25 protein-coding genes are annotated in these 19,911 nt (G+C 59.8%); 14 read left to right on the top strand and 11 right to left on the bottom strand.

All coding sequences use genetic code 11. The features are described from left to right. Nucleotides 1-37: 37 nt before the first annotated feature. Nucleotides 38-331, top strand: a complete 294-nt coding sequence (locus tag E4P01_RS19955) for a hypothetical protein (protein ID WP_003189866.1) — start codon at nt 38-40, stop codon at nt 329-331. A gap of 78 nt (nt 332-409) precedes the next feature. Then, nucleotides 410-1,372 carry a L,D-transpeptidase family protein gene (locus E4P01_RS19950; RefSeq protein WP_032877138.1) on the top strand — a complete coding sequence of 321 codons (963 nt, stop codon included), beginning with the start codon at nt 410-412 and terminating at the stop codon, nt 1,370-1,372. A gap of 71 nt (nt 1,373-1,443) precedes the next feature. On the opposite strand, the gene oprI is transcribed toward E4P01_RS19950, so the two are convergent. Beyond that, nucleotides 1,444-1,695, bottom strand: coding sequence for an outer membrane lipoprotei OprI (oprI, locus tag E4P01_RS19945; protein WP_003172710.1), 252 nt, complete (start codon nt 1,693-1,695; stop codon nt 1,444-1,446). 613 nt (nt 1,696-2,308) lie between these two features. Between oprI and E4P01_RS19940 the strand changes: the two genes are divergently transcribed. Next, nucleotides 2,309-2,590 (top strand): GNAT family N-acetyltransferase, encoded by a 282-nt coding sequence (locus E4P01_RS19940; RefSeq protein ID WP_003189869.1) that lies wholly within the window; start codon nt 2,309-2,311, stop codon nt 2,588-2,590. Between the two features lie 75 nt (nt 2,591-2,665). Here E4P01_RS19940 and E4P01_RS19935 read toward each other — a convergent pair whose 3' ends face one another. Then, entirely contained in the window at nt 2,666-3,742 is a 1,077-nt protein-coding gene (locus E4P01_RS19935) for a 3-deoxy-7-phosphoheptulonate synthase (protein WP_032877137.1), read from the bottom strand. A gap of 130 nt (nt 3,743-3,872) precedes the next feature. After that, complete coding sequence (locus tag E4P01_RS19930) at nt 3,873-4,307, bottom strand: pilus assembly protein PilZ (RefSeq protein ID WP_078820697.1); 435 nt, start codon at nt 4,305-4,307, stop codon at nt 3,873-3,875. Here E4P01_RS19930 and E4P01_RS19925 point away from each other — a divergent pair. The 5 genes from E4P01_RS19925 (at nt 4,306) to cysB (ending at nt 8,211) form a co-directional block, all read left to right on the top strand. Continuing rightward, entirely contained in the window at nt 4,306-4,692 is a 387-nt protein-coding gene (locus E4P01_RS19925) for a hypothetical protein (RefSeq protein ID WP_005786417.1), read from the top strand. The two genes, E4P01_RS19930 and E4P01_RS19925, sit on opposite strands and share 2 nt — an antisense overlap. Further along, on the top strand, nt 4,689-5,651 hold the full coding sequence (locus E4P01_RS19920; RefSeq protein WP_078820698.1) for a putative 2-dehydropantoate 2-reductase: 963 nt from the start codon (nt 4,689-4,691) through the stop codon (nt 5,649-5,651). Before E4P01_RS19925 ends, E4P01_RS19920 begins: the two co-directional genes overlap by 4 nt. A gap of 15 nt (nt 5,652-5,666) precedes the next feature. Then, on the top strand, nt 5,667-6,584 hold the full coding sequence (locus E4P01_RS19915) for a 5'-nucleotidase (protein ID WP_216090945.1): 918 nt from the start codon (nt 5,667-5,669) through the stop codon (nt 6,582-6,584). Nucleotides 6,585-6,632: 48 nt separating this feature from the next. Beyond that, complete coding sequence (locus E4P01_RS19910) at nt 6,633-7,133, top strand: universal stress protein (RefSeq protein ID WP_032877135.1); 501 nt, start codon at nt 6,633-6,635, stop codon at nt 7,131-7,133. A gap of 103 nt (nt 7,134-7,236) precedes the next feature. Continuing rightward, entirely contained in the window at nt 7,237-8,211 is a 975-nt protein-coding gene (gene cysB / locus E4P01_RS19905) for an HTH-type transcriptional regulator CysB (protein ID WP_248130117.1), read from the top strand. A gap of 5 nt (nt 8,212-8,216) precedes the next feature. On the opposite strand, the gene E4P01_RS19900 is transcribed toward cysB, so the two are convergent. Next, nucleotides 8,217-8,699 carry a GreA/GreB family elongation factor gene (locus E4P01_RS19900; RefSeq protein ID WP_078820699.1) on the bottom strand — a complete coding sequence of 161 codons (483 nt, stop codon included), beginning with the start codon at nt 8,697-8,699 and terminating at the stop codon, nt 8,217-8,219. A gap of 5 nt (nt 8,700-8,704) precedes the next feature. Next, nucleotides 8,705-9,073 carry a hypothetical protein gene (locus tag E4P01_RS19895; protein WP_148852299.1) on the bottom strand — a complete coding sequence of 123 codons (369 nt, stop codon included), beginning with the start codon at nt 9,071-9,073 and terminating at the stop codon, nt 8,705-8,707. Nucleotides 9,074-9,205: 132 nt separating this feature from the next. Between E4P01_RS19895 and earP the strand changes: the two genes are divergently transcribed. Then, the gene (gene earP / locus E4P01_RS19890; RefSeq protein WP_216090946.1) at nt 9,206-10,339 is read left to right on the top strand and encodes an elongation factor P maturation arginine rhamnosyltransferase EarP; all 1,134 of its coding nucleotides are present in this window, start codon (nt 9,206-9,208) and stop codon (nt 10,337-10,339) included. A gap of 49 nt (nt 10,340-10,388) precedes the next feature. Continuing rightward, on the top strand, nt 10,389-10,961 hold the full coding sequence (locus E4P01_RS19885) for an elongation factor P (protein ID WP_003172723.1): 573 nt from the start codon (nt 10,389-10,391) through the stop codon (nt 10,959-10,961). A gap of 65 nt (nt 10,962-11,026) precedes the next feature. On the opposite strand, the gene E4P01_RS19880 is transcribed toward E4P01_RS19885, so the two are convergent. From E4P01_RS19880 to E4P01_RS19870, 3 genes are all read right to left on the bottom strand, one after another. Next, nucleotides 11,027-11,446 (bottom strand): organic hydroperoxide resistance protein, encoded by a 420-nt coding sequence (locus tag E4P01_RS19880; RefSeq protein WP_005786430.1) that lies wholly within the window; start codon nt 11,444-11,446, stop codon nt 11,027-11,029. 167 nt (nt 11,447-11,613) lie between these two features. Beyond that, entirely contained in the window at nt 11,614-12,066 is a 453-nt protein-coding gene (locus E4P01_RS19875; protein WP_005786431.1) for a MarR family transcriptional regulator, read from the bottom strand. An 80-nt stretch (nt 12,067-12,146) separates the two neighbouring features. Then, on the bottom strand, nt 12,147-13,097 hold the full coding sequence (locus E4P01_RS19870) for a LysR family transcriptional regulator (protein ID WP_005786433.1): 951 nt from the start codon (nt 13,095-13,097) through the stop codon (nt 12,147-12,149). Nucleotides 13,098-13,203: 106 nt separating this feature from the next. Here E4P01_RS19870 and E4P01_RS19865 point away from each other — a divergent pair, with 106 nt between their 5' ends. Then, on the top strand, nt 13,204-13,953 hold the full coding sequence (locus E4P01_RS19865) for a sulfite exporter TauE/SafE family protein (RefSeq protein ID WP_032877131.1): 750 nt from the start codon (nt 13,204-13,206) through the stop codon (nt 13,951-13,953). On the opposite strand, the gene E4P01_RS19860 is transcribed toward E4P01_RS19865, so the two are convergent. Continuing rightward, nucleotides 13,943-14,824, bottom strand: a complete 882-nt coding sequence (locus tag E4P01_RS19860; RefSeq protein WP_032877130.1) for a LysR family transcriptional regulator — start codon at nt 14,822-14,824, stop codon at nt 13,943-13,945. The genes E4P01_RS19865 and E4P01_RS19860 overlap by 11 nt on opposite strands. Before the next feature lie 70 nt (nt 14,825-14,894). Here E4P01_RS19860 and E4P01_RS19855 point away from each other — a divergent pair, with 70 nt between their 5' ends. Beyond that, nucleotides 14,895-15,101: a DUF1127 domain-containing protein gene (locus E4P01_RS19855; protein WP_248130116.1), complete on the top strand. Its 207-nt coding sequence runs from the start codon at nt 14,895-14,897 to the stop codon at nt 15,099-15,101. Nucleotides 15,102-15,146: 45 nt separating this feature from the next. Beyond that, on the top strand, nt 15,147-16,367 hold the full coding sequence (locus E4P01_RS19850; protein ID WP_216090948.1) for a winged helix-turn-helix domain-containing protein: 1,221 nt from the start codon (nt 15,147-15,149) through the stop codon (nt 16,365-16,367). On the opposite strand, the gene E4P01_RS19845 is transcribed toward E4P01_RS19850, so the two are convergent. Next, the gene (locus E4P01_RS19845) at nt 16,357-17,703 is read right to left on the bottom strand and encodes a 3-deoxy-7-phosphoheptulonate synthase class II (RefSeq protein ID WP_032877128.1); all 1,347 of its coding nucleotides are present in this window, start codon (nt 17,701-17,703) and stop codon (nt 16,357-16,359) included. The genes E4P01_RS19850 and E4P01_RS19845 overlap by 11 nt on opposite strands. Nucleotides 17,704-17,825: 122 nt before the next feature. On the opposite strand from E4P01_RS19845, the gene E4P01_RS19840 reads away from it, so the two are divergent. Next, nucleotides 17,826-18,581 (top strand): spermidine synthase, encoded by a 756-nt coding sequence (locus E4P01_RS19840; RefSeq protein ID WP_005786442.1) that lies wholly within the window; start codon nt 17,826-17,828, stop codon nt 18,579-18,581. 118 nt (nt 18,582-18,699) lie between these two features. On the opposite strand, the gene E4P01_RS19835 is transcribed toward E4P01_RS19840, so the two are convergent. Next, complete coding sequence (locus E4P01_RS19835) at nt 18,700-19,491, bottom strand: crotonase/enoyl-CoA hydratase family protein (protein ID WP_216090949.1); 792 nt, start codon at nt 19,489-19,491, stop codon at nt 18,700-18,702. Nucleotides 19,492-19,911 lie beyond the last annotated feature (420 nt).

The raw sequence follows: 19,911 nt of genomic DNA, 5'->3' as shown, positions 1-19,911 counted from the left end.
TCGGCTAAGGTGGCGCCCCCCTGATTTGGAGCCCTCGATGTCGCGCCCTGCCTGGTCCCTGTTTAACTACCAACTGATCGAGCCGGACGAGCAGCTGGATCTGTTCGCCTGTCAGGAAGTTCGGGTGCATCTGGTGGCGCGTCAATTGGAGTTGGGCGGCTCGATCGACCGCACGCTCTGTGGCACTTTATTGCCGGCGCAGCCACGCTGGTCGTCGGTGAATCGCTCGATCTTCCAGGATCAGCGCCTGTGCCCGTTGTGCCGGGCGATTCTGGAATCGCAAAAGCGCGGCACGCCGCCGATCTGGCCGGAGCTGCGGTTCGAGCTATAAAACAGCTTGAAGCCTGGCGCTGCGAAGCCGTATACAATCAATTTTTCCCTACCCGTCGTCTTGCGAAGGATTTTCCGGATGTTGTCGCGCCTTTCCGTCGTCACCTGCTGCCTGTCTCTCGCTGCGCTTTGTGCGGCCGGTCCGGCGGCAGCCTTGCAGTTGCCCCTGCCGCCGCCAGGCGAGGACATTGTCGGTCAGGTCCAGGTCATCAAGGCCAAGTACGAAGATACCTTTGCCGACCTGGGCACCACGTACGACCTGGGCTACTCGGAAATGGTTGCGGCCAACCCCGGCGTCGATGCCTGGCTGCCGGGCGCGGGCACCGATATTGTGCTGCCGACACGTTTTATCCTGCCGCCGGGGCCACGGGAAGGCATTGTGATCAATTTGGCCGAGTACCGACTCTACTACTATCCAAAGGGCCAGGACGTCGTCTACACCTTCCCGCTGGGCATCGGCCGTGAAGGCTGGGGCTCGCCGATCGCCCACACCAGTATCATCGCCAAGACGCCGAACCCGACCTGGACGCCACCGGCCTCGATCAAGGCCGAGCACGCCGCCAACGGTGACCCGCTGCCCAACGTGGTGCCTGCCGGTCCGGATAACCCGCTGGGGCCGTTCAAGTTCACGCTGGGCACGCCGGGTTACCTGATCCATGGCTCCAACATGAAATTTGGTATCGGCACGCGTACCAGCCACGGCTGTTTCCGCATGTTCAATAACAACGTACTGGAAATGGCCGGCATGGTGCCGGTGGGCACCTCGGTACGCATTATCAACGACGCCTACAAGTTCGGCAGCAGTGGTGGCAAGGTCTACCTTGAAGCTCATACCCCGTTGAACGATGACGGCACGCCTTCGGTGGTCGACAAGCACACGGCGGTCATCAACGCGTTGCTCAAGCGTGAAGACCTGTCCAACAACCTGCGCGTGAACTGGGACCAGGTGCGTGATGTGGTCGCGGCCGAGGATGGTTTGCCGACCGAGATTGGCGTGCCGGGCGCGGCGCCGGTGGCCTCCAGCACGCCGGCCGACCTGTAGGCGCGTCAAGCGCGAGGCAAAAAAAAGCCGACCCATAAATGGATCGGCTTGATAACAACCCCGAAGGATTATTACTTGCGGCTTGCTTTCTCAAGCATGCGCAGAGCGCGCTCGTTAGCTTCGTCAGCAGTCTGTTGTGCTTTTTGAGCAGCAGCCAGAGCTTCATCAGCTTTACGGTAGGCTTCGTCTGCACGAGCCTGGGAGCGAGCTGCTGCGTCTTCAGTTGCAGTCAGACGAGCTTCGGTTTCTTTGGAGACGCTGCTGCAACCGGTAGCCAGAACTGCGGCCAGAGCCAGAGCAGAGAATTTCAGAACGTTGTTCATCGTGTTCCCCTTCAAGGACTTTCAATTAGATGGCTACTTGCTCAGAGTGAGCTAATAGCCGGCGTACATACTACCCATTACTTGTAGTAAGTAAACTGACGTTGCGCAAGAAGCAAAAAAAATTCCTGTGCCGAATCTATTTTGGCTAACCTTTTGAAGGTTTGTATGAAAACTGTCCAATTTTTTTCATCTCGATCGACATTGGATCCAGGCTGAAAGGGCCGGCCCGCATGTGTTAAGCCTTGTAAACAGATGAAAATTTATATATCGAAGCGGGCACTTTCGTTGCCATCGGCTTTACTCCGGCTGGCATCTTTTGCGCATCTAGAGGTGACTTTAAGAGCGGCAGTTCGTCTCAAGCTTCAACTGCCGGCAATGTTCAGGCTATCGGTCAACGGTTGATCGAGGCCCTTTCTATATATCCAGCCGGGGCAGGGAATGATGAGTGCGCCTTGAGCAATTGCAGGATTGGTGCCTACTATTCCCTACGTGCTGGCTGTGAGCGCTCAGGGTTTTCTCGTTGTCGAAACCGGCACGGGGTGGCGTAGATGTTCCTTCGCCGGAAAAACATCGGTAAGGTAGGGTCAATATTCAAGACCCGCGAGGAGTAGTGATGAGCGAGGCGTTGTCCATCCACCATGACCAGGCTGGTCATCAGTTCGAGACCAATGTGGACGGTCATCGTGCCTATCTGACCTATATGGACCTCGGGAAGCAGACGCTGGATATCTATCGCACGTTCGTGCCCAACGCGCTGCGCGGACGAGGCATTGCCGCCGCGTTGACAGAAGAAGCCTTGAAGTTTGCCGAAGAGGCCGGCTACACGGTGATCCCGTCGTGCTCGTATGTCGAACGCTACATGGAGCGCCACCAGCGCCATGCCGCAAAGCTGTAACTGACCAGTTGCCAATAAAAACGCCGGGCTTAGCCCGGCGTTTTTGTGTGCGTCTGATCCAGAAAAATGCGTGGTTCAGCTGCGTTTGCGCTTGGGCAACACGTCCTTGAGCTTGGCGTGCATGCTGCGCAGGGTGTTTTCGGTAGCCGCCCAGTCGATGCAGGCATCGGTAATCGACACGCCGTACTGCAAATCGGCCAGATCCTTTGGAATTGCCTGGCAACCCCAGTTCAAATGGCTTTCGACCATCAAGCCGATGATCGACTGGTTGCCTTCCAGGATCTGGTTGGCGACGTTTTCCATCACCAGTGGCTGCAAGGCCGGGTCCTTGTTGGAGTTGGCGTGGCTGCAGTCAACCATGATGTTTGGCTTGATCTTGGCTTTGTTCAGCGCCTGTTCGCACAGTGCGACACTGACCGAATCGTAGTTGGGCTTGCCGTTGCCACCGCGCAGCACTACGTGACCGTAGGCGTTGCCCTTGGTGGTGACGATGGAGACGCCACCTTCCTGGTTGATACCCAGGAAACGGTGAGGGCTGGAGACCGATTGCAAGGCATTGATCGCCACGGTCAGACCGCCGTCGGTACCATTCTTGAAGCCTACGGCCGAAGACAGGCCGGACGCCATTTCGCGGTGGGTCTGGGATTCGGTGGTGCGTGCGCCAATGGCCGACCAGCTGATCAGGTCCTGCAGATACTGCGGGGAGATCGGGTCCAGCGCTTCGGTGGCAGTGGGCAGGCCCATTTCAGCCAGGTCCAGCAACAGTTTGCGCCCGATGTGCAAGCCGTCCTGGATCTTGAACGAGTCGTCCAGGTACGGGTCGTTGATCAAGCCTTTCCAGCCGACGGTGGTACGCGGTTTCTCGAAATAGACGCGCATCACCAGATACAGGGTGTCGGACACTTCCGCGGCCAGCACCTTGAGACGCTCGGCGTATTCGTGGGCAGCCTTGAGGTCGTGGATCGAGCAAGGCCCGATCACCACGAAAAGACGGTGGTCGGTGCCATCGAGAATGTCACGGATGACTTCGCGACCCTTGGTGACGGTCTGCAGGGCAGCGTCGCTCAGGGGGATTTCGCGCTTGAGCTGATCGGGTGTGATCAGGGTCTCGTTGGATTCGACGTTAAGGTCATTGATCGGTAAATCAGCCATCGTGTTACTCGCCAGGGTCACGGGTGCCGGCCGCCAGCCATCCCCGTGCGGCGGGCACAGCATGATTTGAATACAGGGGGGAGGAACCTTAGCGCGTAACACGGGCCCGCGACAATGGGCAAAGCCCGGTTTAATCCAGCGCCGATTGCACAACGGCCTCATTGGAGAACTCGGCGGCGTGGCGCGACACCCAGTCACGGGCCATGGCTTCCAGTTGCGCAGGTGTTGGCTCGGTGTTTTCGTGCAGGCGACAGTAACGTTCGATCTGGCACACTTGCTCGCCCATTCGGGCACCGAACAAGGCGTGCTCATCGGTAAAGCAAATACCGACGCGATAAGCGTTTTCGCCTTTGCGGCACCAGGCTACATAGCCCGGATAACGGGCGCTGGGCCCCAGGGAGGGGATATGCAGGTCGACCGCCGTGCCTGGGCGCCAGGCTCGCGGCCAATTGCAGGCGACGCCGCCGCGGCCGATAGTGTGCAGGCGTTGACGGGGCAGGGCAGGAGAGGGACGTTGGATCAACTCGACAGCGACATCATCAGGGTGAGGTAAAAAACGACCCATGTACACGGACTCCGAGCGCCGTCCGGTTGACGGCAGTGGCAGCAGTATAGTGAAGGAACTGGAATTGACCGACCTGGATATTGACCAGCAATTGCTGGGATTGCCAGGTATTTCGCTGGTAGTGTTTACCAGTGTCGGCTGCTCCAGTTGCCGTTGGGCACGCCAGCAACTGCCGAGTTGGCCGCTGCCGGTGGACCGCGTGTGCTGGGTTGATGCCGGGCACAATGGCGGTGCAGTCGAACGCTACCAGATCTTTCATTTGCCGGCGTTGTTCCTGGTGTGCGAGGGTCAGTTCCTCGGGCAATTACAGACACGGCTTACGGCATCCGACCTCGCCAAATGTGTAAACCAGGCGCTCACACGCACACCAGAGGATTTGCCATGACAGCCCTTTCATCCCCGTCGCCACGCATTGGCATTATTGGCACGGGTGCCATTGGTGGTTACTACGGCTTGATGCTGGCGCGTGCTGGCTTCGACGTGCATTTCCTGTTGCGCAGCGAATATGCAGCGGTCAGTCAACATGGCCTGCATGTCAACAGCACGGTGCATGGCCCGTTGCACCTGCATCCGGTTCAGGCCTATGCCTGCGCCGCCGACATGCCGTCATGCGACTGGCTGTTGGTGGGCACCAAATCCACCGGCAACGTGGACCTGGCGCCTACTATCGCCCAGGTCGCGGCGCCGGATGCCAAGGTGGTGCTGCTGCAAAACGGCCTCGATGTAGAGGACAGTCTGCGTGAACATTTGCCAGCGTCGCTGCACCTGCTCGGCGGGCTGTGCTACATCGGCGTGTACCGGTCCGCTCCGGGTGTGGTCGAGCATCAGGCACTGGGCCGGGTCAACCTGGGGTATCACAGCGGTACGGCTGCCAACGATGAGGCGCAGCAAAAGGCAATTGTCGAAGAGGGCGCGGGGCTGTTTCACCGGGCCGGCATCGAGTCCCAGGCCATGGCCAACGTGCATCAGGCGCGCTGGCATAAACTGGTGTGGAACGTGCCGTATAACGGCCTGTCTGTGTTGCTGGGCACGGGAACCAAGGCCATGATGGCGGATGAGTCCAGCCGCGAATTGATCCAGGCCTTGATGGCCGAAGTGGTGCAAGGCGCCCGTGCCTGCGGCCATGAAATTCCCGTCAGCTACGCAGGGCAGATGTTTGCCATGACCGAAACCATGGACGATTACTTGCCCAGCATGTATCACGATCACGTGCATAAGCGCCCATTGGAATTGGCGGCGATCTACGCCCGGCCCCTGGCCGCTGCGAGGGCGGCCGGTTGCGAGCTGCCGCGTATGCGGGCGCTGTTCCAGGCCTTGAGTTTTATTGATCGGCACAATCGCTGATTGGGGGGAGACACCATGGCAAAGGGGTTGGGTGACAAGCTGGTGCTGGCGATTTCCTCGCGGGCGCTGTTCGACCTCAGTGACAGTCACAAGGTCTACCTGGCTGAAGGTGTTGAGGCTTACCGCAAATACCAGATCGAACACGAGGAAGAAACCCTCGAGCCCGGCGATGCCTTCCCGCTGGTCAAAAAACTGCTGAGCCTGAATGCCAGCTTGGGCCGTGCGCGGGTTGAGGTGGTACTGGTGTCGCGCAACAGTGCCGATACCGGGTTGCGGGTGTTCAACTCGATCCAGCATTACGGCCTGGACATTTCGCGCGCCGCTTTCGTCGGCGGGCGTAGTCCTTATCCTTATTTGGCGGCCTTCGGTTGTCATCTGTTTCTCTCCACCCATGCTGAAGATGTGCGCAGCGCCCTGGATGCCGGTTTTGCCGCGGCGACGATTCTGTCGGGCGGTGCGCGTCGGGCTTCGAGCGAAGAACTGCGCATCGCATTCGACGGCGACGCAGTGTTGTTCTCCGACGAGTCCGAGCGTGTCTACCAGGCTGGCGGGCTGGAAGCCTTTCAGGCCAGTGAGCGGGAGTCGGCGCGCCAGCCGTTGCACGGCGGCCCGTTCAAAGGCTTCCTGGCGGCGCTCAACCTGTTGCAGCGCGAGTTTGCCGATGACGCCTGCCCGATCCGCACGGCGCTGGTCACTGCACGTTCGGCGCCGTCCCATGAGCGTGTAATTCGTACGCTGCGTGAGTGGGATATCCGCCTGGACGAGTCGCTGTTTCTCGGGGGGCTGGAAAAATCCGCCTTCCTGGAGGCCTTTGCGGCCGATGTATTTTTTGATGACCAGGCCGGGCATTGCGAGAAAGCCAGGGAGGTGGTGGCCACCGGGCATGTGCCCCATGGCATCAGTAACGAGTTGAGAGTCCAGACCGAGAGCTAGCTGCTAAGCTCATTCAATCTCCGCCATCCTGGCAGTCCAGGAGGTTCTATGATTCGTTCGATGTTGTATGCCACGGACCTGGGTCTGTATGCGCCGTACGTGATGCAACATGCGCTGGCGCTGGCGCGAACGTTCAAGGCTGACCTGTATGTGATCCATGTGGTCGAGCCCATCGGGTTGTTCGCCGAATCAGTATTACAGAGCTACCTTGATGAGAAGGCGCTGAGCGAATGGCAGAGCCAGGGGGTGAGCACGGTCATGGCGACCATCGAACAGCGCGTATTGGACGGCTTTCGCGATGAGTTGGGAGAAGGGGAGCAGGACCTGCAATTGATTCGTTCGGTCAGGGTGATCCAAGGGGATACCTGCGAGGTGATTCTCGACCAACTGCGAAAACTCTCCGTCGACTTGCTGATCGTAGGGAGTCATAGCCAGGCAACCGGCGTGGCCGTGCCCTTGGGGCGCACCGCTGCTCGCGTGTTGCAGCTGTCTCCGGTGCCGGTTTATCTGGTGCCGTCGCTGCAGCGTAGACGCAGCGAAGATAGCTGATCGGTAAAAACGATAAAAAGTTCTAGATTTATCTGTCTAACCTTTAATATAGTTATATATCGTCGCTGATACCCGTGGCGTCTATCTGCTTTGAGGGATTGATATGAAGCTTCAACAACTGCGCTACATCTGGGAAGTGGCGCACCACGACCTCAACGTTTCCGCTACCGCTCAAAGCCTTTACACCTCGCAACCCGGTATCAGCAAGCAGATCCGCCTGCTCGAAGACGAGTTGGGCGTCGAAGTGTTCGCTCGCAGTGGCAAGCACCTGACCCGCGTCACCCCGGCTGGCGAGCGGATCATCACCACCGCTGGCGAGATCTTGCGTAAAGTCGAGAGCATCAAGCAGATCGCCCAGGAATTCTCCAACGAAAAGAAGGGCACCCTGTCGATCGCCACCACCCACACCCAGGCGCGTTATGCATTGCCGCCGGTGATTCGCGATTTCATCAAGCAATACCCAGACGTAGCCCTGCACATGCACCAGGGCTCACCGATGCAGATCGCCGAGATGGCCGCTGATGGCACCGTCGATTTTGCCATCGCCACCGAGGCCCTGGAGCTGTTCGGCGACCTGGTGATGATGCCGTGCTACCGCTGGAACCGCTGCGTGGTCGTGCCCCAGGGGCACCCCTTGGCCAAGCTGCCGAAGCTGACGCTGGAAGCCCTGGCCGAATACCCGATTGTGACTTATGTATTTGGGTTTACCGGTCGTTCGAAGCTCGACGAAGCGTTCAGTCATCGTGGTCTGACGCCAAAAGTGGTGTTCACCGCGGCGGATGCCGACGTGATCAAAACTTATGTTCGCCTGGGCCTGGGCGTCGAGATCGTCGCCAAGATGGCGGTCGACACCAACCTCGACAAAGACCTGGTGGTGCTGGATGCCAGCGAATTGTTCGAGTCGAGCGTGACCAAGATCGGCTTCCGTCGCGGCACCTTCCTGCGGGGGTTCATGTGCGATTTCATCGAGAAATTCGCACCGCACCTGACCCGCGAAGTCATGGCCAAGGCGATCCAGTGCCACAACAAGCAAGAGCTGGAAGATTTGTTCGACGGCGTTGAATTGCCCGTCCACTGAGTGATTTATCGGGCCTCGGTAACCGTAAAGTGTTGCCGAGCGCCTGCCACCAGAATCTCTACCTCATCGCCTTCAAACTTGCCGAGCAGGCTTTTGCCCAGGGGCGAGCGCGGGGTGATGACGGTCACCGGTTGCCCGACCACATCGACTTTCAACCCTGCCGCATCCGGCGCCAAAAATAGCCATTGCTGGCGACCGTTCTCGTCTTCCAGGCCCAGCAGCGCACCGACTTCTATCCCGCGTTGTTCATCGTACCCTCGCAACTGAAGGTTCTGGCACAGCGTCAGCGATTGCTTGATCTCCTCGACTCGCTTGGCCTGCCCGGCCGCCAGGTATGACGCCTCCAACCCCAGGGTGTCGTATTTGTTCTCGGCGATGTTTTCTTCGTGGGTCGCGGTTTCGTAGGCAGTCTGTGCGGCGCGTTGGGCAATATCGAGGTCGGCGGTGAGTTTTTCCAGGATCAACTGGAGGACGGCGTGTTTATTCATGGTCTTCAATCGCAAAATTGCAGGACATTGGCCCGAGTCTTTTCACTGGGGGCGTTCTGGTCCTGTTGCAGCCAGAACTGGCATTTGGGGTTGGACAGGTTGCGCGCATTGCTGCGGGCCTGGTCCAGGGCCTGTTGTTGTTCCTGCTTTTGCAGGTTTTGTTGATACTGTTCGAACATGCGGTTCGGTGGCTGCGGCACAACTGCGGCCGGCTCGCCCAACTGCTGAACCGCCTGGGCCACGGGTGCCAGGCTTTGGGGAAACAGATAGTGAGTTGCCAGCCAGGCGGTCAGCGCAATGGCGATAAACCCCAGCCACACGCCTGCGGCAATGGCGATGCACAGCTTGAACAGTGACAGCTGACGGTCGGACATGATGGCCTCCTTGCAGACATTGACGGCGTGGTGCCGATTGTCGCACAGCCGCCGTGCAGAATAATCGCGATCAAGCCTTCTGCATCAGCGCATTTATGCGGACAATCGAGCCTTTGGACGATGGAGCCCGGAATGAAAGCCCGCTGGGATATTTTTTGCAGCGTCGTCGACAACTACGGCGACATCGGCGTGACCTGGCGCCTGGCCCGACAGTTGGTGGCGGAGCATGGTTGTGAGGTGCGCTTGTGGGTCGATGACCTGCGGGCGTTCGAGCGCATGTGCCCGCACATTGATGTGCAGATGGACCAGCAATGGCAAGAGGGCGTAGAGGTGCGGCACTGGCCGGCCGAGTGGCCGGGCGCGCAGTCGGCCGATGTGGTGATTGCTGCATTCGCCTGCCAGCTGCCGCCGCACTACATGGAGCGCATGGCCGAGCGTGTGCGCCCGCCGTTGTGGATGAACCTGGATTACCTCAGCGCAGAAGACTGGGTGGTGGGTTGTCATCGCCTGCCTTCGGTGAAGTTCAAGGGGGTGCAGAAGTACTTTTTCTTCCCCGGCTTTCGTCCTGGTACCGGTGGTTTGCTGCGTGAAGCCGGGTTGGTGGAGCGACGCCAGGCTTTTCAGCAGGATGACGTTGCGCAACGACAATTCCTGCAGAGCTTGGGCGTGTCTCCTGCGGGCGGGGCACGATTGATCTCATTGTTTGCCTATGAGAATCCTGGGCTGGCCGGTTGGCTGGACGTGCTCGCCAAGGATGGGCGTGCGACTCACTTGCTGGTGCCGGAAGGGCGAATTCTGGGGGATGTGCAACGCTGGTTGGGCGTGACCAGCCTGTCGGCGGGAGACATCCAGGTACGCGGGGCGCTGACGGTGCAGGTCATTGCATTCATGCGCCAGGAGCAATATGACCATTTGCTGTGGTGTTGCGAGTTCAACGCCGTGCGCGGTGAGGATTCCTTCGTGCGCGCCCAATGGGCGGGGAGGCCGTTGCTGTGGCATATCTACCGCCAGGATGAAGACATCCACCTGGACAAACTGGATGCCTTCCTTGAGTTGTACACCGCTGCACTCTCGCCTGCCGCCAAAGCGGCTGTCTTTGCGCTTTGGCAAGCCTGGAACGCTGATGGCGACATGGCACAGTCCTGGAAAATGCTGCTGGAACACTGGCCCGAGGTGAATGAGCACGCGCAGAACTGGTGTCTGGAACAAGGCTTGCAGGCCGATCTTGCGACGGCGCTGGTACAGTTTTATGAAAGTTGGATATGATACGCCACCTTGATTTTTGTAAATCCCATCCAAATTTCGGATATATGCAATGAAAACTGGTAAAGAACTGAAACCCGGTACAGTGATCCGTCTCGAAAACGACCCTTGGCTGGTTCAGAAAGCTGAGTTCACCAAGTCTGGTCGTAACAGCGCAATCATGAAGACCAAGCTGAAGAACCTGCTGACCGGTTACAAGACCGAGATCGTCTACAGCGCTGACGACAAACTGGACGACGTGATCCTCGACCGCAAGGAAGCGACCCTGTCCTTCATCAGCGGCGACACCTACACGTTCATGGACACCACCGACTACACCATGTACGAGCTGAACGCTGAAGATATCGAAGCCGTTCTGCCGTTCATCGAAGAAGGCATGGAAGACGTCTGCGAAGCGATTTTCTTCGAAGAGCGCCTGGTGTCCGTAGAGCTGCCGACTACCATCGTGCGTAAGGTTGCCTACACCGAAGGTTCCGCTCGCGGCGACACTTCGGGCAAGGTGATGAAGCCTGCCAAGCTGAGCAACGGTACCGAACTGCAAGTGGCCGATTTCATCGAAATCGACGACCTGATCGAGATCGACACCCGCGAAGGTGGTTCGTACAAAGGTCGCGCCAAGAAGTAATTCTGGCCCCGGCGGTACGCAAAAAGCCCGACCTGGTGTCGGGCTTTTTTGTGGGCGTCTGTTTATCAGACTGTTACATGCAAGCGCACATCCACGTTGCCACGGGTGGCGTTGGAATAAGGGCATACCTGGTGGGCGGCGTCGACCAGGCTTTGCGCATCCTCCTGGGCCAGGCCCGGCAGGCTGACGTGCAGGTCGATGTCCAGGCCGAAACCGCCGGGGATCTGACCGATGCCAACGTGGGCGGTGATAGAGGCGTCATCCGGGATTTTGCGTTTGGTCTGGCTGGCGACAAATTTCAGCGCCCCGATAAAGCAAGCGGAGTAGCCCGCGGCGAACAGTTGCTCCGGGTTGGTAGCCTGGCCACCAGCACCGCCCAGTTCCTTGGGGGTGGAGAGTTTGACGTCGAGGATGTTATCGCTGGAAACAGCGCGACCATCACGGCCGCCAGTGGCGGTGGCTACAGCGGTATAGAGCGTTTGCATGGGGCGTTCCTCTTTGATTGTTAGCGCTAAATATTTGCGCGCTAAGTAGTTGGTAGGGCCAATGTATAGCGCTAATGTTTTGCGCGCAAGATAAATGTTTTTGACTTGCTGAAATTTAATGTGGGAGGGCGCACCGCCCCTCCCACATTCAAGTGATTTGCTGTTTTCTAAATAGCGCTTTGCAGATTGCCGCGCAACGCGATCAGGTCGGCTTGCAGCTTGCGCAATTGCGCAAGCTGCATCCCGCTGGCGCCCAGGATGCATTGGGGCACATCCTTGGCCTTGCCCTGCAAGGCACGCCCGGCGTCGGTCAGCTCTACCACCACCACCCGCTCATCTTCGCGGCTACGGGTGCGGCTAAGCAGGCCCTCGGCTTCCAGGCGTTTGAGTAATGGCGTGAGTGAACCGGGGTCCGTCAGCAGGCGGCTGCTGATTTCGCTGACGGTCAAACCATCCTCTTCCCACAGCACCATCATGGCCAGGTACTGCGGGTAGGTCAGGCCGAGCGCCTGGAGCAAGGGTTTGTACACCTTTGTCATCAGCAACGAGGTGGAATGCAAGGCGAAGCACAGCTGATTGTCCAGCAGCAGCGATTGGCAGGGATCAGGGTTTTTACTCATTGGGGTGCCTCGTAAAAGCGTGTCTGCGCTGGAATCTAGCGGGCAAATCTTTAATGCGCCAGGTAATTTTGCCTGGCGGGTCAGATCAGGCCGCTTTGCAAGGCCAAATCCCAAGGCGGCACTGGGCTGAAGCGCGACTTGAGGTATTCAAGGAGTAATCGGCTACGGGCGTTGGGTTGTTGTTCCAGGCGCAGCGCATAAATGCCGGCGGTCTCCGGGCTGGGCAGGCCGTTTTCACAAAACAGCGGCAGCAGCTCACCCCGTACCAGGTATTCACTGGCAAGCCAGGTAGGCAAATGCGCGATGCCCAGCCCCGCCAGCGCACCGCTGAGCAGGGCCTCGGCGTTGTTGGCGCTCAGGCGGATACGCCGCGGACGATAAGTGGTGCGGCGCCCGTCGTGCTCAAAGCGCCAGGCAAACATCGGCGCCAGGCCATCCCAGTCAAGGCCGTCATGCTCGCTCAGTTCTCGAGGATGGGTCGGTGTGCCGCGGCTCTTCAAGTAGGCCGGGCTGGCACAGGCGATACGCACGATGCTCGCCAGCGGGGTAGCGATCAACCGCGTGTCTACGATATGCCCGGCGCGCAGCACCAGGTCGACCTTGCCCAGGTGTGCGCCCTGCATATCGACAAAGCTGTCGATCAGGTGCAGGTGCACGTCCAGGCCCGGGTACACGTTCAAAAAATCCGCAATCACCGGTGCCAGGTGCCGTCGACCGAATGCCGCAGGTGCATCCACCCGGATCAAGCCTTCCGGCGCGTGGCTCAGGGACACTGCTTCCGCCCGCGCCAGTTGCAACTCACTGACGATCCGCCGGGCCCGTTCGGCAAAGGCCAAACCCGCCGGTGTCGGCAGCACCGCATGGGTGCTGCGCTGGAACAGCTGGCTGCCCACTGAGCTTTCCAGGCTGTCGATACGCCTAGCCACCGCGGAGGGCGTCAGCGGATGGCGCCGTGCGGCGGCGGAAAAGCTGCCGGTTTCCAATACGTCCAGAAACAGGCCCAGTTGTTCGGTGAGGGTATTGGGGTTCATTGGCTAGCGCTTGTGCGAGATTGGCATAGCCATTGTGCGTTGCTGTGCGTTTCCGCGCTAGAGCCGACTGCGTAGCATGCAAGGCTTGGGATGACGGAGTAGCGCGGTGTTGGATTTAGTGATGTACCTGATATTGGGCGCGGCCCTGGGCACGGTGGGTGGGCTGTTTGGCATTGGCGGCGGGCTGATTGCTATCCCGGTGCTGGGCGTGCTGTTCGGCCTGGATCAGCAGATCGCCCAGGGCACCGCCTTGGTCATGGTGGTGCCCAATGTGATGCTTGCCCTGTGGCGCTATCACCAGCGTAATCGCATCGAATTGCGTCACGCCTTGCCATTGGGCGTGATGGGATTCTGCTTTGCCTGGCTGGGATCTATCTGGGCGGTGGGGCTGGATGCGGGCGCAATGCGTATCGGCTTTATTGCGTTCCTGGTGGCGCTGTCGGCCTACAACTTGCTGCGCATGTTCACCCGCAACGCGCCGCCCACGGCGCAGATGCGCTATTCATGGCCGTGGCTTGGGGTATTGGGCGCGGCGTCCGGCTCCATGGGCGGATTGTTCGGGGTGGGGGGCGCGGTGGTCGCCACGCCGGTACTCACCAGTGTGTTCGGCACCACCCAAGTGGTTGCCCAAGGCTTATCGTTGGCCTTGGCGCTGCCCAGCACCAGCGTGACCCTGGTCACTTATGCCTGGCACCACGAGGTGGACTGGATGATCGGCCTGCCACTGGCGGTAGGTGGCCTGCTCAGTATCAGTTGGGGTGTGAAAGTCGCGCACGCCATGCCGGAGCGCCTGTTGCGCGGCCTGTTCTGTGGTTTTTTAGTGGTGTGCGCGGTGATGCTGACCTTTAAAGTTTGAAGCCTTCAACGATGTACTCCGCCAGGCATTCCGTGATCGGCGACGTCATCTGCGGGTTGCGCAGCAAGCGCAGATTCATCGACGGCAGCGGGGGAAAGCCTTCTTCGCTGCCAAGCACTCGCAGGTCGTCGGTGATCAGGCTTTCCATGCTGACCATCGCCGCCAGGCCAGCACTGACCACCGCCTGGATCGCCGCGCCGTTGGAGCTGTGATAGGCCAAGCGATAATCCCGTCCGGCCGCATCCAGTGCGGCGCGTGCCCAATGGGTGTACAGGCAGTCATCGCCGGAAATCGCCAGTGGCAGGGCATCGTGCTCATCGGCACAGAAGCACGGTGACGCAGCCCACACCATGCGTTCAGTGCGTAACAGCTCACCGATATCATTACCAGGCTCGCGGCTGATGACGGTCAGCGCCAGGTCCCGCCGTTGCATCAATACAGACGACGCCTCGCAGTGCATCTCAAGCTGAATCAGTGGGTAAGCTTTGGAAAACTGCTTCAGGATTCCCGGCAAAAAACGCATGACGTAGTCATCCGGCGTGCCGATGCGTACCAGCCCCACCATATGTGGCTCGCGCAGGGTATTGAACACCTCGCTGTGCAGTTTCAGGATGCGCCGCGCATACCCCAGCAGCACCTGGCCTTCGGGCGTGAGCCGCACTTGTCGGCCGTCACGCTCGAACAGCTTGCGCTGCAACACATCCTCCTCCAGGCGTTTCATCTGCATGCTCACCGCCGATTGAGTGCGGTTGACCAGCTCACCGGCGCGGGTAAAGCCGCCTTGGTCAGCAATGGCCACGAAGGTGCGTAGCACGTCAGTGTCGATACTCGGGTAGCCGGACAATGGATCAATCTCCGAGATGTATTGCATAAGAAACATTCGTTGGATTGATCATAGCGGCAGGCACACACTTTCGTCATCCCTACTGGAGGGCGAGAAGATGAAAGGTCGAAAAGGTTTTGTATTACTGAATAAGTGGTGGTTTGCCGGTCTGTTTAATAGGGTTGCGCGTTGGCAGTTGTTGCATCAAGAGCGCAATATGCTGGCGACGTTGAGCGATGACGCACTCAAGGATATCGGGCTCAACCGCGCCGACGTCGAGCAGGAAAGCCATCGGCATTTCTGGGAAGACCCGCTGCGAAAGTAAGCCAGGATGCAGTAGGGTAGGGGGCGAGCTTTTATGGAGATTGCCATGCCCGCCGACCTGTCCTTTTCACTCAAGCAAGCTCGACGCATGGCGCTGGCCGCCCAGGGTTTCTCGGGGCGCCAGGCGCCTGCCCAGATAAAAGCTGCGCACCTCAACCGGCTGATCGAACGCCTGGGCGTTATACAAATCGACTCGGTCAACGCATTGGTGCGTTCCCACTACCTGCCGTTGTTCTCCCGCCTTGGCCAGTACACCCCGTTGCTCCTTGAGCAAGCAGCCTGGAGCCAGGGGCGGCGGCGTTCATTGTTCGAGTATTGGGGGCATGAGGCGTCGCTGTTGCCGATGGCGATGTACCCGCTGATGCGCTGGCGCATGGAGCGGGCCAGGCAAGGGCAAGGCATCTATGCGCAGATGGCGCGTTTTGGCCGTGAGCAGCAGGCGACTATTGGGCGTGTGTTGCACAGCGTCGAGCAGCAGGGCGCCTTGGGTGCGGGCAGTTTGTCGACCCGAGAGGAGCGTGCTGGGCCCTGGTGGGATTGGAGTGATGAGAAGCACGCACTGGAATGGCTGTTCGCCGCCGGTTTGGTCACCGTCGCGGGGCGCCGAGGTTTTGAGCGACTGTATGATTTGCCGGAGCGTGTGATCCCGGGCGAGATTCTTCAAACGTCCATGAGCGAGGCTCAAGCCCAGCGCGGCTTGCTGATGCATAGCGCAACGGCGCTGGGTATCGCCACCGAAAAGGACCTGCGCGATTATTTTCGCCTCGACCCCGCGGACAGCCGCCCGCGCTTGGCCGAACTGGTCGAGGACGGGCAGTTGCTGACGTGCCAGGTGCAAGGCTTCAAGCAACCAGCGTACTGTCTGCCGGAGCCCAAAGTGCCACGCAAAGTGCCGGCGAGCGCTTTGCTGTCACCGTTCGATTCATTGATATGGGAGCGCAGCCGCACCGAGCGTTTGTTCGATTTCCGCTATCGACTGGAGATCTACACCCCGCAAGACAAGCGGGTGTATGGCTACTACGTGCTGCCGTTTTTGCACAATGAGCGGATCGCTGCGCGCGTCGACCTGCGGGCCGAGCGTGCCCACGGGCGGCTGGCGGTGCATGCAGTGCACGAAGAAGAATCGGGGCTGGATGACGAAGGCATGTTGGCGCTGGCCGTCAACCTGCGGCGAATGGCCGCCTGGCTGGGGCTGGAGCAGGTCCAGCTCAATTGCCTGCGACCCGATGCCGCCCGATTAAGGGCGGCGATGTTGATCAGCGTTTGACCTGTTTCAAGGTCTCGGCAATCAGAAACGCCAGCTCCAGCGACTGATCGGCATTCATCCGTGGGTCGCAATGGGTGTGATAGCGGTCCGACAGCCCGTCTTCGGTAATCGGCCGTGCGCCGCCGATGCATTCGGTGACGTTCTGCCCGGTCATCTCGATATGAATACCGCCGGCGTAGCTGCCTTCGGCGTGGTGCACCTGAAAGAACTCCTTCACTTCGCCGAGGATTTGCGCAAAGTCGCGGGTCTTGTAGCCGCTGCTGGCCTTGATGGTGTTGCCGTGCATCGGATCGGAGCTCCACAGCACCTGCTTGCCCTCGCGCTGTACGGCGCGGATCAGGTTGGGCAAGTGGTCGCCGACCTTGCCTGCGCCCATGCGCGCAATCAGGTTGAGGCGACCAGGGTCATTGTTCGGGTTAAGGATATCAATCAGGCGGATCAGATCGTCCGGGTTCATGCTCGGCCCGACTTTCACGCCGATCGGGTTGTTCACCCCGCGCAGGAATTCGACGTGGGCGCCGTCCAACTGGCGTGTACGGTCGCCGATCCACAGCATATGGGCCGAGCAGTCGTAGTAGTCGTTGGTCAGGCTGTCGCGGCGCACGAAGGCTTGTTCATAGTTGAGCAGCAACGCTTCGTGGGCGGTGAAGAAGCTGGTTTCGCGCAATTGCGGCGAGCTGTCCATGCCACAGGCGCGCATGAAGGCCAGGGTCTCGTCGATGCGGTCGGCCAGTTGGCTGTACTTCTCGGCCAGGGCTGAGTTGGCGATAAAGTCCAGGTTCCACTTGTGCACCTGGTGCAGGTCGGCGAACCCCCCTTGGGCAAACGCGCGTAGCAGGTTGAGGGTGGCGGTGGACTGGTGGTAGGACTGCAACAGGCGGTCCGGGTCCGGCACACGGCTTTTTTCATCGAAGCCGATGCCGTTGACGATGTCGCCACGGTAGGCAGGCAGGGTGATACCGTCGATGGTCTCATCGTTGGACGAGCGCGGTTTGGCAAACTGGCCGGCCATGCGTCCGACTTTCACCACCGGGCAACCGGCGGCGAAGGTCATGACAATCGCCATCTGCAGCAGCACCTTGAAGGTGTCGCGGATTTTTGCCGCGGAGAACTCGGCAAAACTCTCGGCACAATCGCCACCTTGCAGGAGGAAGGCGCGGCCTTGGGTCACTTCGGCAAACTGGCGACGCAACTCACGGGCTTCCCCGGCAAACACCAGCGGCGGGTAGCTGGCCAGGTTCTGCTCCACCTGCAACAGGTGTGCAGCGTCCGGATACTGGGGTTGTTGCTGGATTGGCAGGGCGCGCCAGCTGTCGGGGCTCCAAGGTTGGCTCATCATGAACTCGATTGGGTGATTGACGGATAACGCTGATGTTATCAGCAATTAGTGCGTGACCTGTTGCTGCCGGTTGGCCGACAATCGCGCCTTTGCCAAGCGGTAACCCCTTAGGAGTAGTGATGACCGAGGAGCGTGTCGAGCGCCTGCTGGCCGAAGTCCATGATGATTTCGGCATGATCCGTGTGCTCGAAGTAGCCGATTACCGCTTTCTCGAATTCGGCGACGCCATCGAGCAAAGCTGCGTGTTCACCGCCGACCCTAGCTGGTTGGAGTATGACTACACCCGGGCCATGTTGATCGGTGCGCTGTGCCATGAGCAGCCGGAGAGCGCGTTGTTCCTCGGTTTGGGCGCGGGCACGTTGACCCAGGCATGCCTCAGGTTTCTGCCTTTGGAAGACGTCGAGGCCATTGAACTGCGCCCTGATGTACCGCGCCTGGCCATCGAATACCTGGGGCTCGATGACGACCCGCGCTTGTACATTCGCGTGGGGGACGCCCTGCAATTGCTCGATACCGCTGAATCGGCCGACCTGATCTTCGTCGACCTCTACACCGATGTCGGCCCCGGTGTGGGGCATCTGGCCTGGACCTTTCTGGAAAGCTGCCAGAAGAAACTCAACCCCGGCGGCTGGCTGGTGATCAACCAGTGGGCCACCGATGATGGTAAACCGCTGGGCGCGGCATTGCTGCGTGGGTTGTATCACCGACACTACTGGGAGCTGCCGGTGAAGGAGGGCAATGTGATTCTGCTGGTGCCTTCCGAGCTGGATCAGGAACTGGACCTCGATGCCCTGTCAGCCCGCGCCGAAGCCTTGGCGCCGCGATTGGGGTACTCGTTGCAGCCGTTGATCAAGGCTATTCGGCCGGCGACCTAGTTGTCTGTTCCGGCGCGATCGGGAGCAAGCCCCCTCCCATATTCGACCGCATTTCAGATCCGTTTACACGTACACATGTGGGAGGGGGCTTGCCCCCGATCGCGTCGGTATTGCCAACTCAAATCCCCTTGAACACCCCGGGCCGCTTCTCGATCATCGCCCGCACGCCTTCCTTGGCATCCTCGCTGTTGAGCAATTTATCCACCATGGGCGGCAGGGCGGCGGCTGCGACAGCTTCGCCTTCCATACGCGCCAGACGCGCCGACATCAACGTCGCCTGCACGCCAAGCGGCGCCTGACGAGCAATGCGGTTGGCCAGTTCGATGGCGCGGGGCAACAGGTCTTCACTGGCCATTACTTCCTGTACCAGGCCCAGGCGCAGGGCTTCATGGGCGTCGAACTCGTCTCCGGTAAGCAGCCAGCGCATCGCATTGCCCCAGCCCGCGATCTGGTGCAAGCGCATTGTCGCGCCGCCAAACGGAAAGATCCCACGTTGCACTTCCATCTGTGCAAAGCGTGTATTGCTGGCGCAGAGGTTGATATCCGCCGCCAGCATCAACTCGATACCAATGGTCAGGCAGTAGCCCTGGGCCGCGACGATCACCGGTTTGCTGACCCTGGGCCCTGCGAATACGCCCCAGGGATCGCACCCGCCCAGCGGCGGTTGCCAGCCGCCCGCCATCACGCCGCTGACATTGGCCAGGTCCAGCCCCGCCGTGAAGTGATCGCCGTGGGCAAATATCACGGCCACCCGGGCGTCATCGTTTCGATCAAATTCGCCATAGGCCAGGCTCAGCTCATTGAGTAAATCCAGATCGAAGGCATTGCGTTTGGCCACGCGGTCCAGGCCCAGCAACAGAACATGGCCCTCAAGTGCACGGCTGACGCGGCTACTGCTGGCTTGTTTCATCGGGTGTGCCCTCGGGCGCGGGTAGGGTTTCAGACCGAAGGGCCTGAGTGGGTGGGTGAACCGTTTAAGCTTGATGACCAGCAGGGCCGGGCCTTTGAAAAATAGACCCTGGCGCACAGATCTGCAAAGCCCGCGACGCAGCGCGGTTTATCAGTGCGCTGCGATAAAAAAAGCTCCCTTTTTCAGCTATTTCCGGTATAGTGCGCGCCGGCCTTTAACCGGGCCGCGTTTAGGTAGCGCAATTCCCCGAAGTCAGCTTCGGCTGCACGTCCGCACAGCGGACTCTCCCTTGACGAATCTTTTTCATTCATTCGTTTTCGCAAATCCCCGCCGACAAAGCAGCCAGGGCGACTCTTGAGTCTCAACACGGCATGCGCAGCTTTGGAGCATGGGTCTTTGCGGATGCACTTAGAGGCAGAC

The organism is Pseudomonas sp. NCIMB 10586, from assembly GCF_023127895.1.
Classification (GTDB): Bacteria; Pseudomonadota; Gammaproteobacteria; order Pseudomonadales; family Pseudomonadaceae; genus Aquipseudomonas; species Aquipseudomonas synxantha_A.
This window is presented reverse-complemented; position numbering and strand designations above follow the sequence as displayed.

Coding starts and splice junctions, on each gene's coding strand:
- E4P01_RS19920 (WP_078820698.1), top strand. CDS start 4,689: ATGACAGCCCTTTCATCCCCGTCGCCACGCATTGGCATTATTGGCACG.
- E4P01_RS19940 (WP_003189869.1), top strand. CDS start 2,309: ATGAGCGAGGCGTTGTCCATCCACCATGACCAGGCTGGTCATCAGTTC.
- E4P01_RS19955 (WP_003189866.1), top strand. CDS start 38: ATGTCGCGCCCTGCCTGGTCCCTGTTTAACTACCAACTGATCGAGCCG.
- E4P01_RS19930 (WP_078820697.1), bottom strand. CDS start 4,307: ATGGGTCGTTTTTTACCTCACCCTGATGATGTCGCTGTCGAGTTGATC.
- E4P01_RS19950 (WP_032877138.1), top strand. CDS start 410: ATGTTGTCGCGCCTTTCCGTCGTCACCTGCTGCCTGTCTCTCGCTGCG.
- E4P01_RS19910 (WP_032877135.1), top strand. CDS start 6,633: ATGATTCGTTCGATGTTGTATGCCACGGACCTGGGTCTGTATGCGCCG.
- E4P01_RS19855 (WP_248130116.1), top strand. CDS start 14,895: ATGAAAGGTCGAAAAGGTTTTGTATTACTGAATAAGTGGTGGTTTGCC.
- oprI (WP_003172710.1), bottom strand. CDS start 1,695: ATGAACAACGTTCTGAAATTCTCTGCTCTGGCTCTGGCCGCAGTTCTG.
- E4P01_RS19875 (WP_005786431.1), bottom strand. CDS start 12,066: ATGAGTAAAAACCCTGATCCCTGCCAATCGCTGCTGCTGGACAATCAG.
- E4P01_RS19845 (WP_032877128.1), bottom strand. CDS start 17,703: ATGAGCCAACCTTGGAGCCCCGACAGCTGGCGCGCCCTGCCAATCCAG.
- cysB (WP_248130117.1), top strand. CDS start 7,237: ATGAAGCTTCAACAACTGCGCTACATCTGGGAAGTGGCGCACCACGAC.
- E4P01_RS19895 (WP_148852299.1), bottom strand. CDS start 9,073: ATGTCCGACCGTCAGCTGTCACTGTTCAAGCTGTGCATCGCCATTGCC.
- E4P01_RS19885 (WP_003172723.1), top strand. CDS start 10,389: ATGAAAACTGGTAAAGAACTGAAACCCGGTACAGTGATCCGTCTCGAA.
- E4P01_RS19870 (WP_005786433.1), bottom strand. CDS start 13,097: ATGAACCCCAATACCCTCACCGAACAACTGGGCCTGTTTCTGGACGTA.
- E4P01_RS19840 (WP_005786442.1), top strand. CDS start 17,826: ATGACCGAGGAGCGTGTCGAGCGCCTGCTGGCCGAAGTCCATGATGAT.
- E4P01_RS19835 (WP_216090949.1), bottom strand. CDS start 19,491: ATGAAACAAGCCAGCAGTAGCCGCGTCAGCCGTGCACTTGAGGGCCAT.
- earP (WP_216090946.1), top strand. CDS start 9,206: ATGAAAGCCCGCTGGGATATTTTTTGCAGCGTCGTCGACAACTACGGC.
- E4P01_RS19850 (WP_216090948.1), top strand. CDS start 15,147: ATGCCCGCCGACCTGTCCTTTTCACTCAAGCAAGCTCGACGCATGGCG.
- E4P01_RS19860 (WP_032877130.1), bottom strand. CDS start 14,824: ATGCAATACATCTCGGAGATTGATCCATTGTCCGGCTACCCGAGTATC.
- E4P01_RS19925 (WP_005786417.1), top strand. CDS start 4,306: ATGTACACGGACTCCGAGCGCCGTCCGGTTGACGGCAGTGGCAGCAGT.
- E4P01_RS19900 (WP_078820699.1), bottom strand. CDS start 8,699: ATGAATAAACACGCCGTCCTCCAGTTGATCCTGGAAAAACTCACCGCC.
- E4P01_RS19915 (WP_216090945.1), top strand. CDS start 5,667: ATGGCAAAGGGGTTGGGTGACAAGCTGGTGCTGGCGATTTCCTCGCGG.
- E4P01_RS19935 (WP_032877137.1), bottom strand. CDS start 3,742: ATGGCTGATTTACCGATCAATGACCTTAACGTCGAATCCAACGAGACC.
- E4P01_RS19880 (WP_005786430.1), bottom strand. CDS start 11,446: ATGCAAACGCTCTATACCGCTGTAGCCACCGCCACTGGCGGCCGTGAT.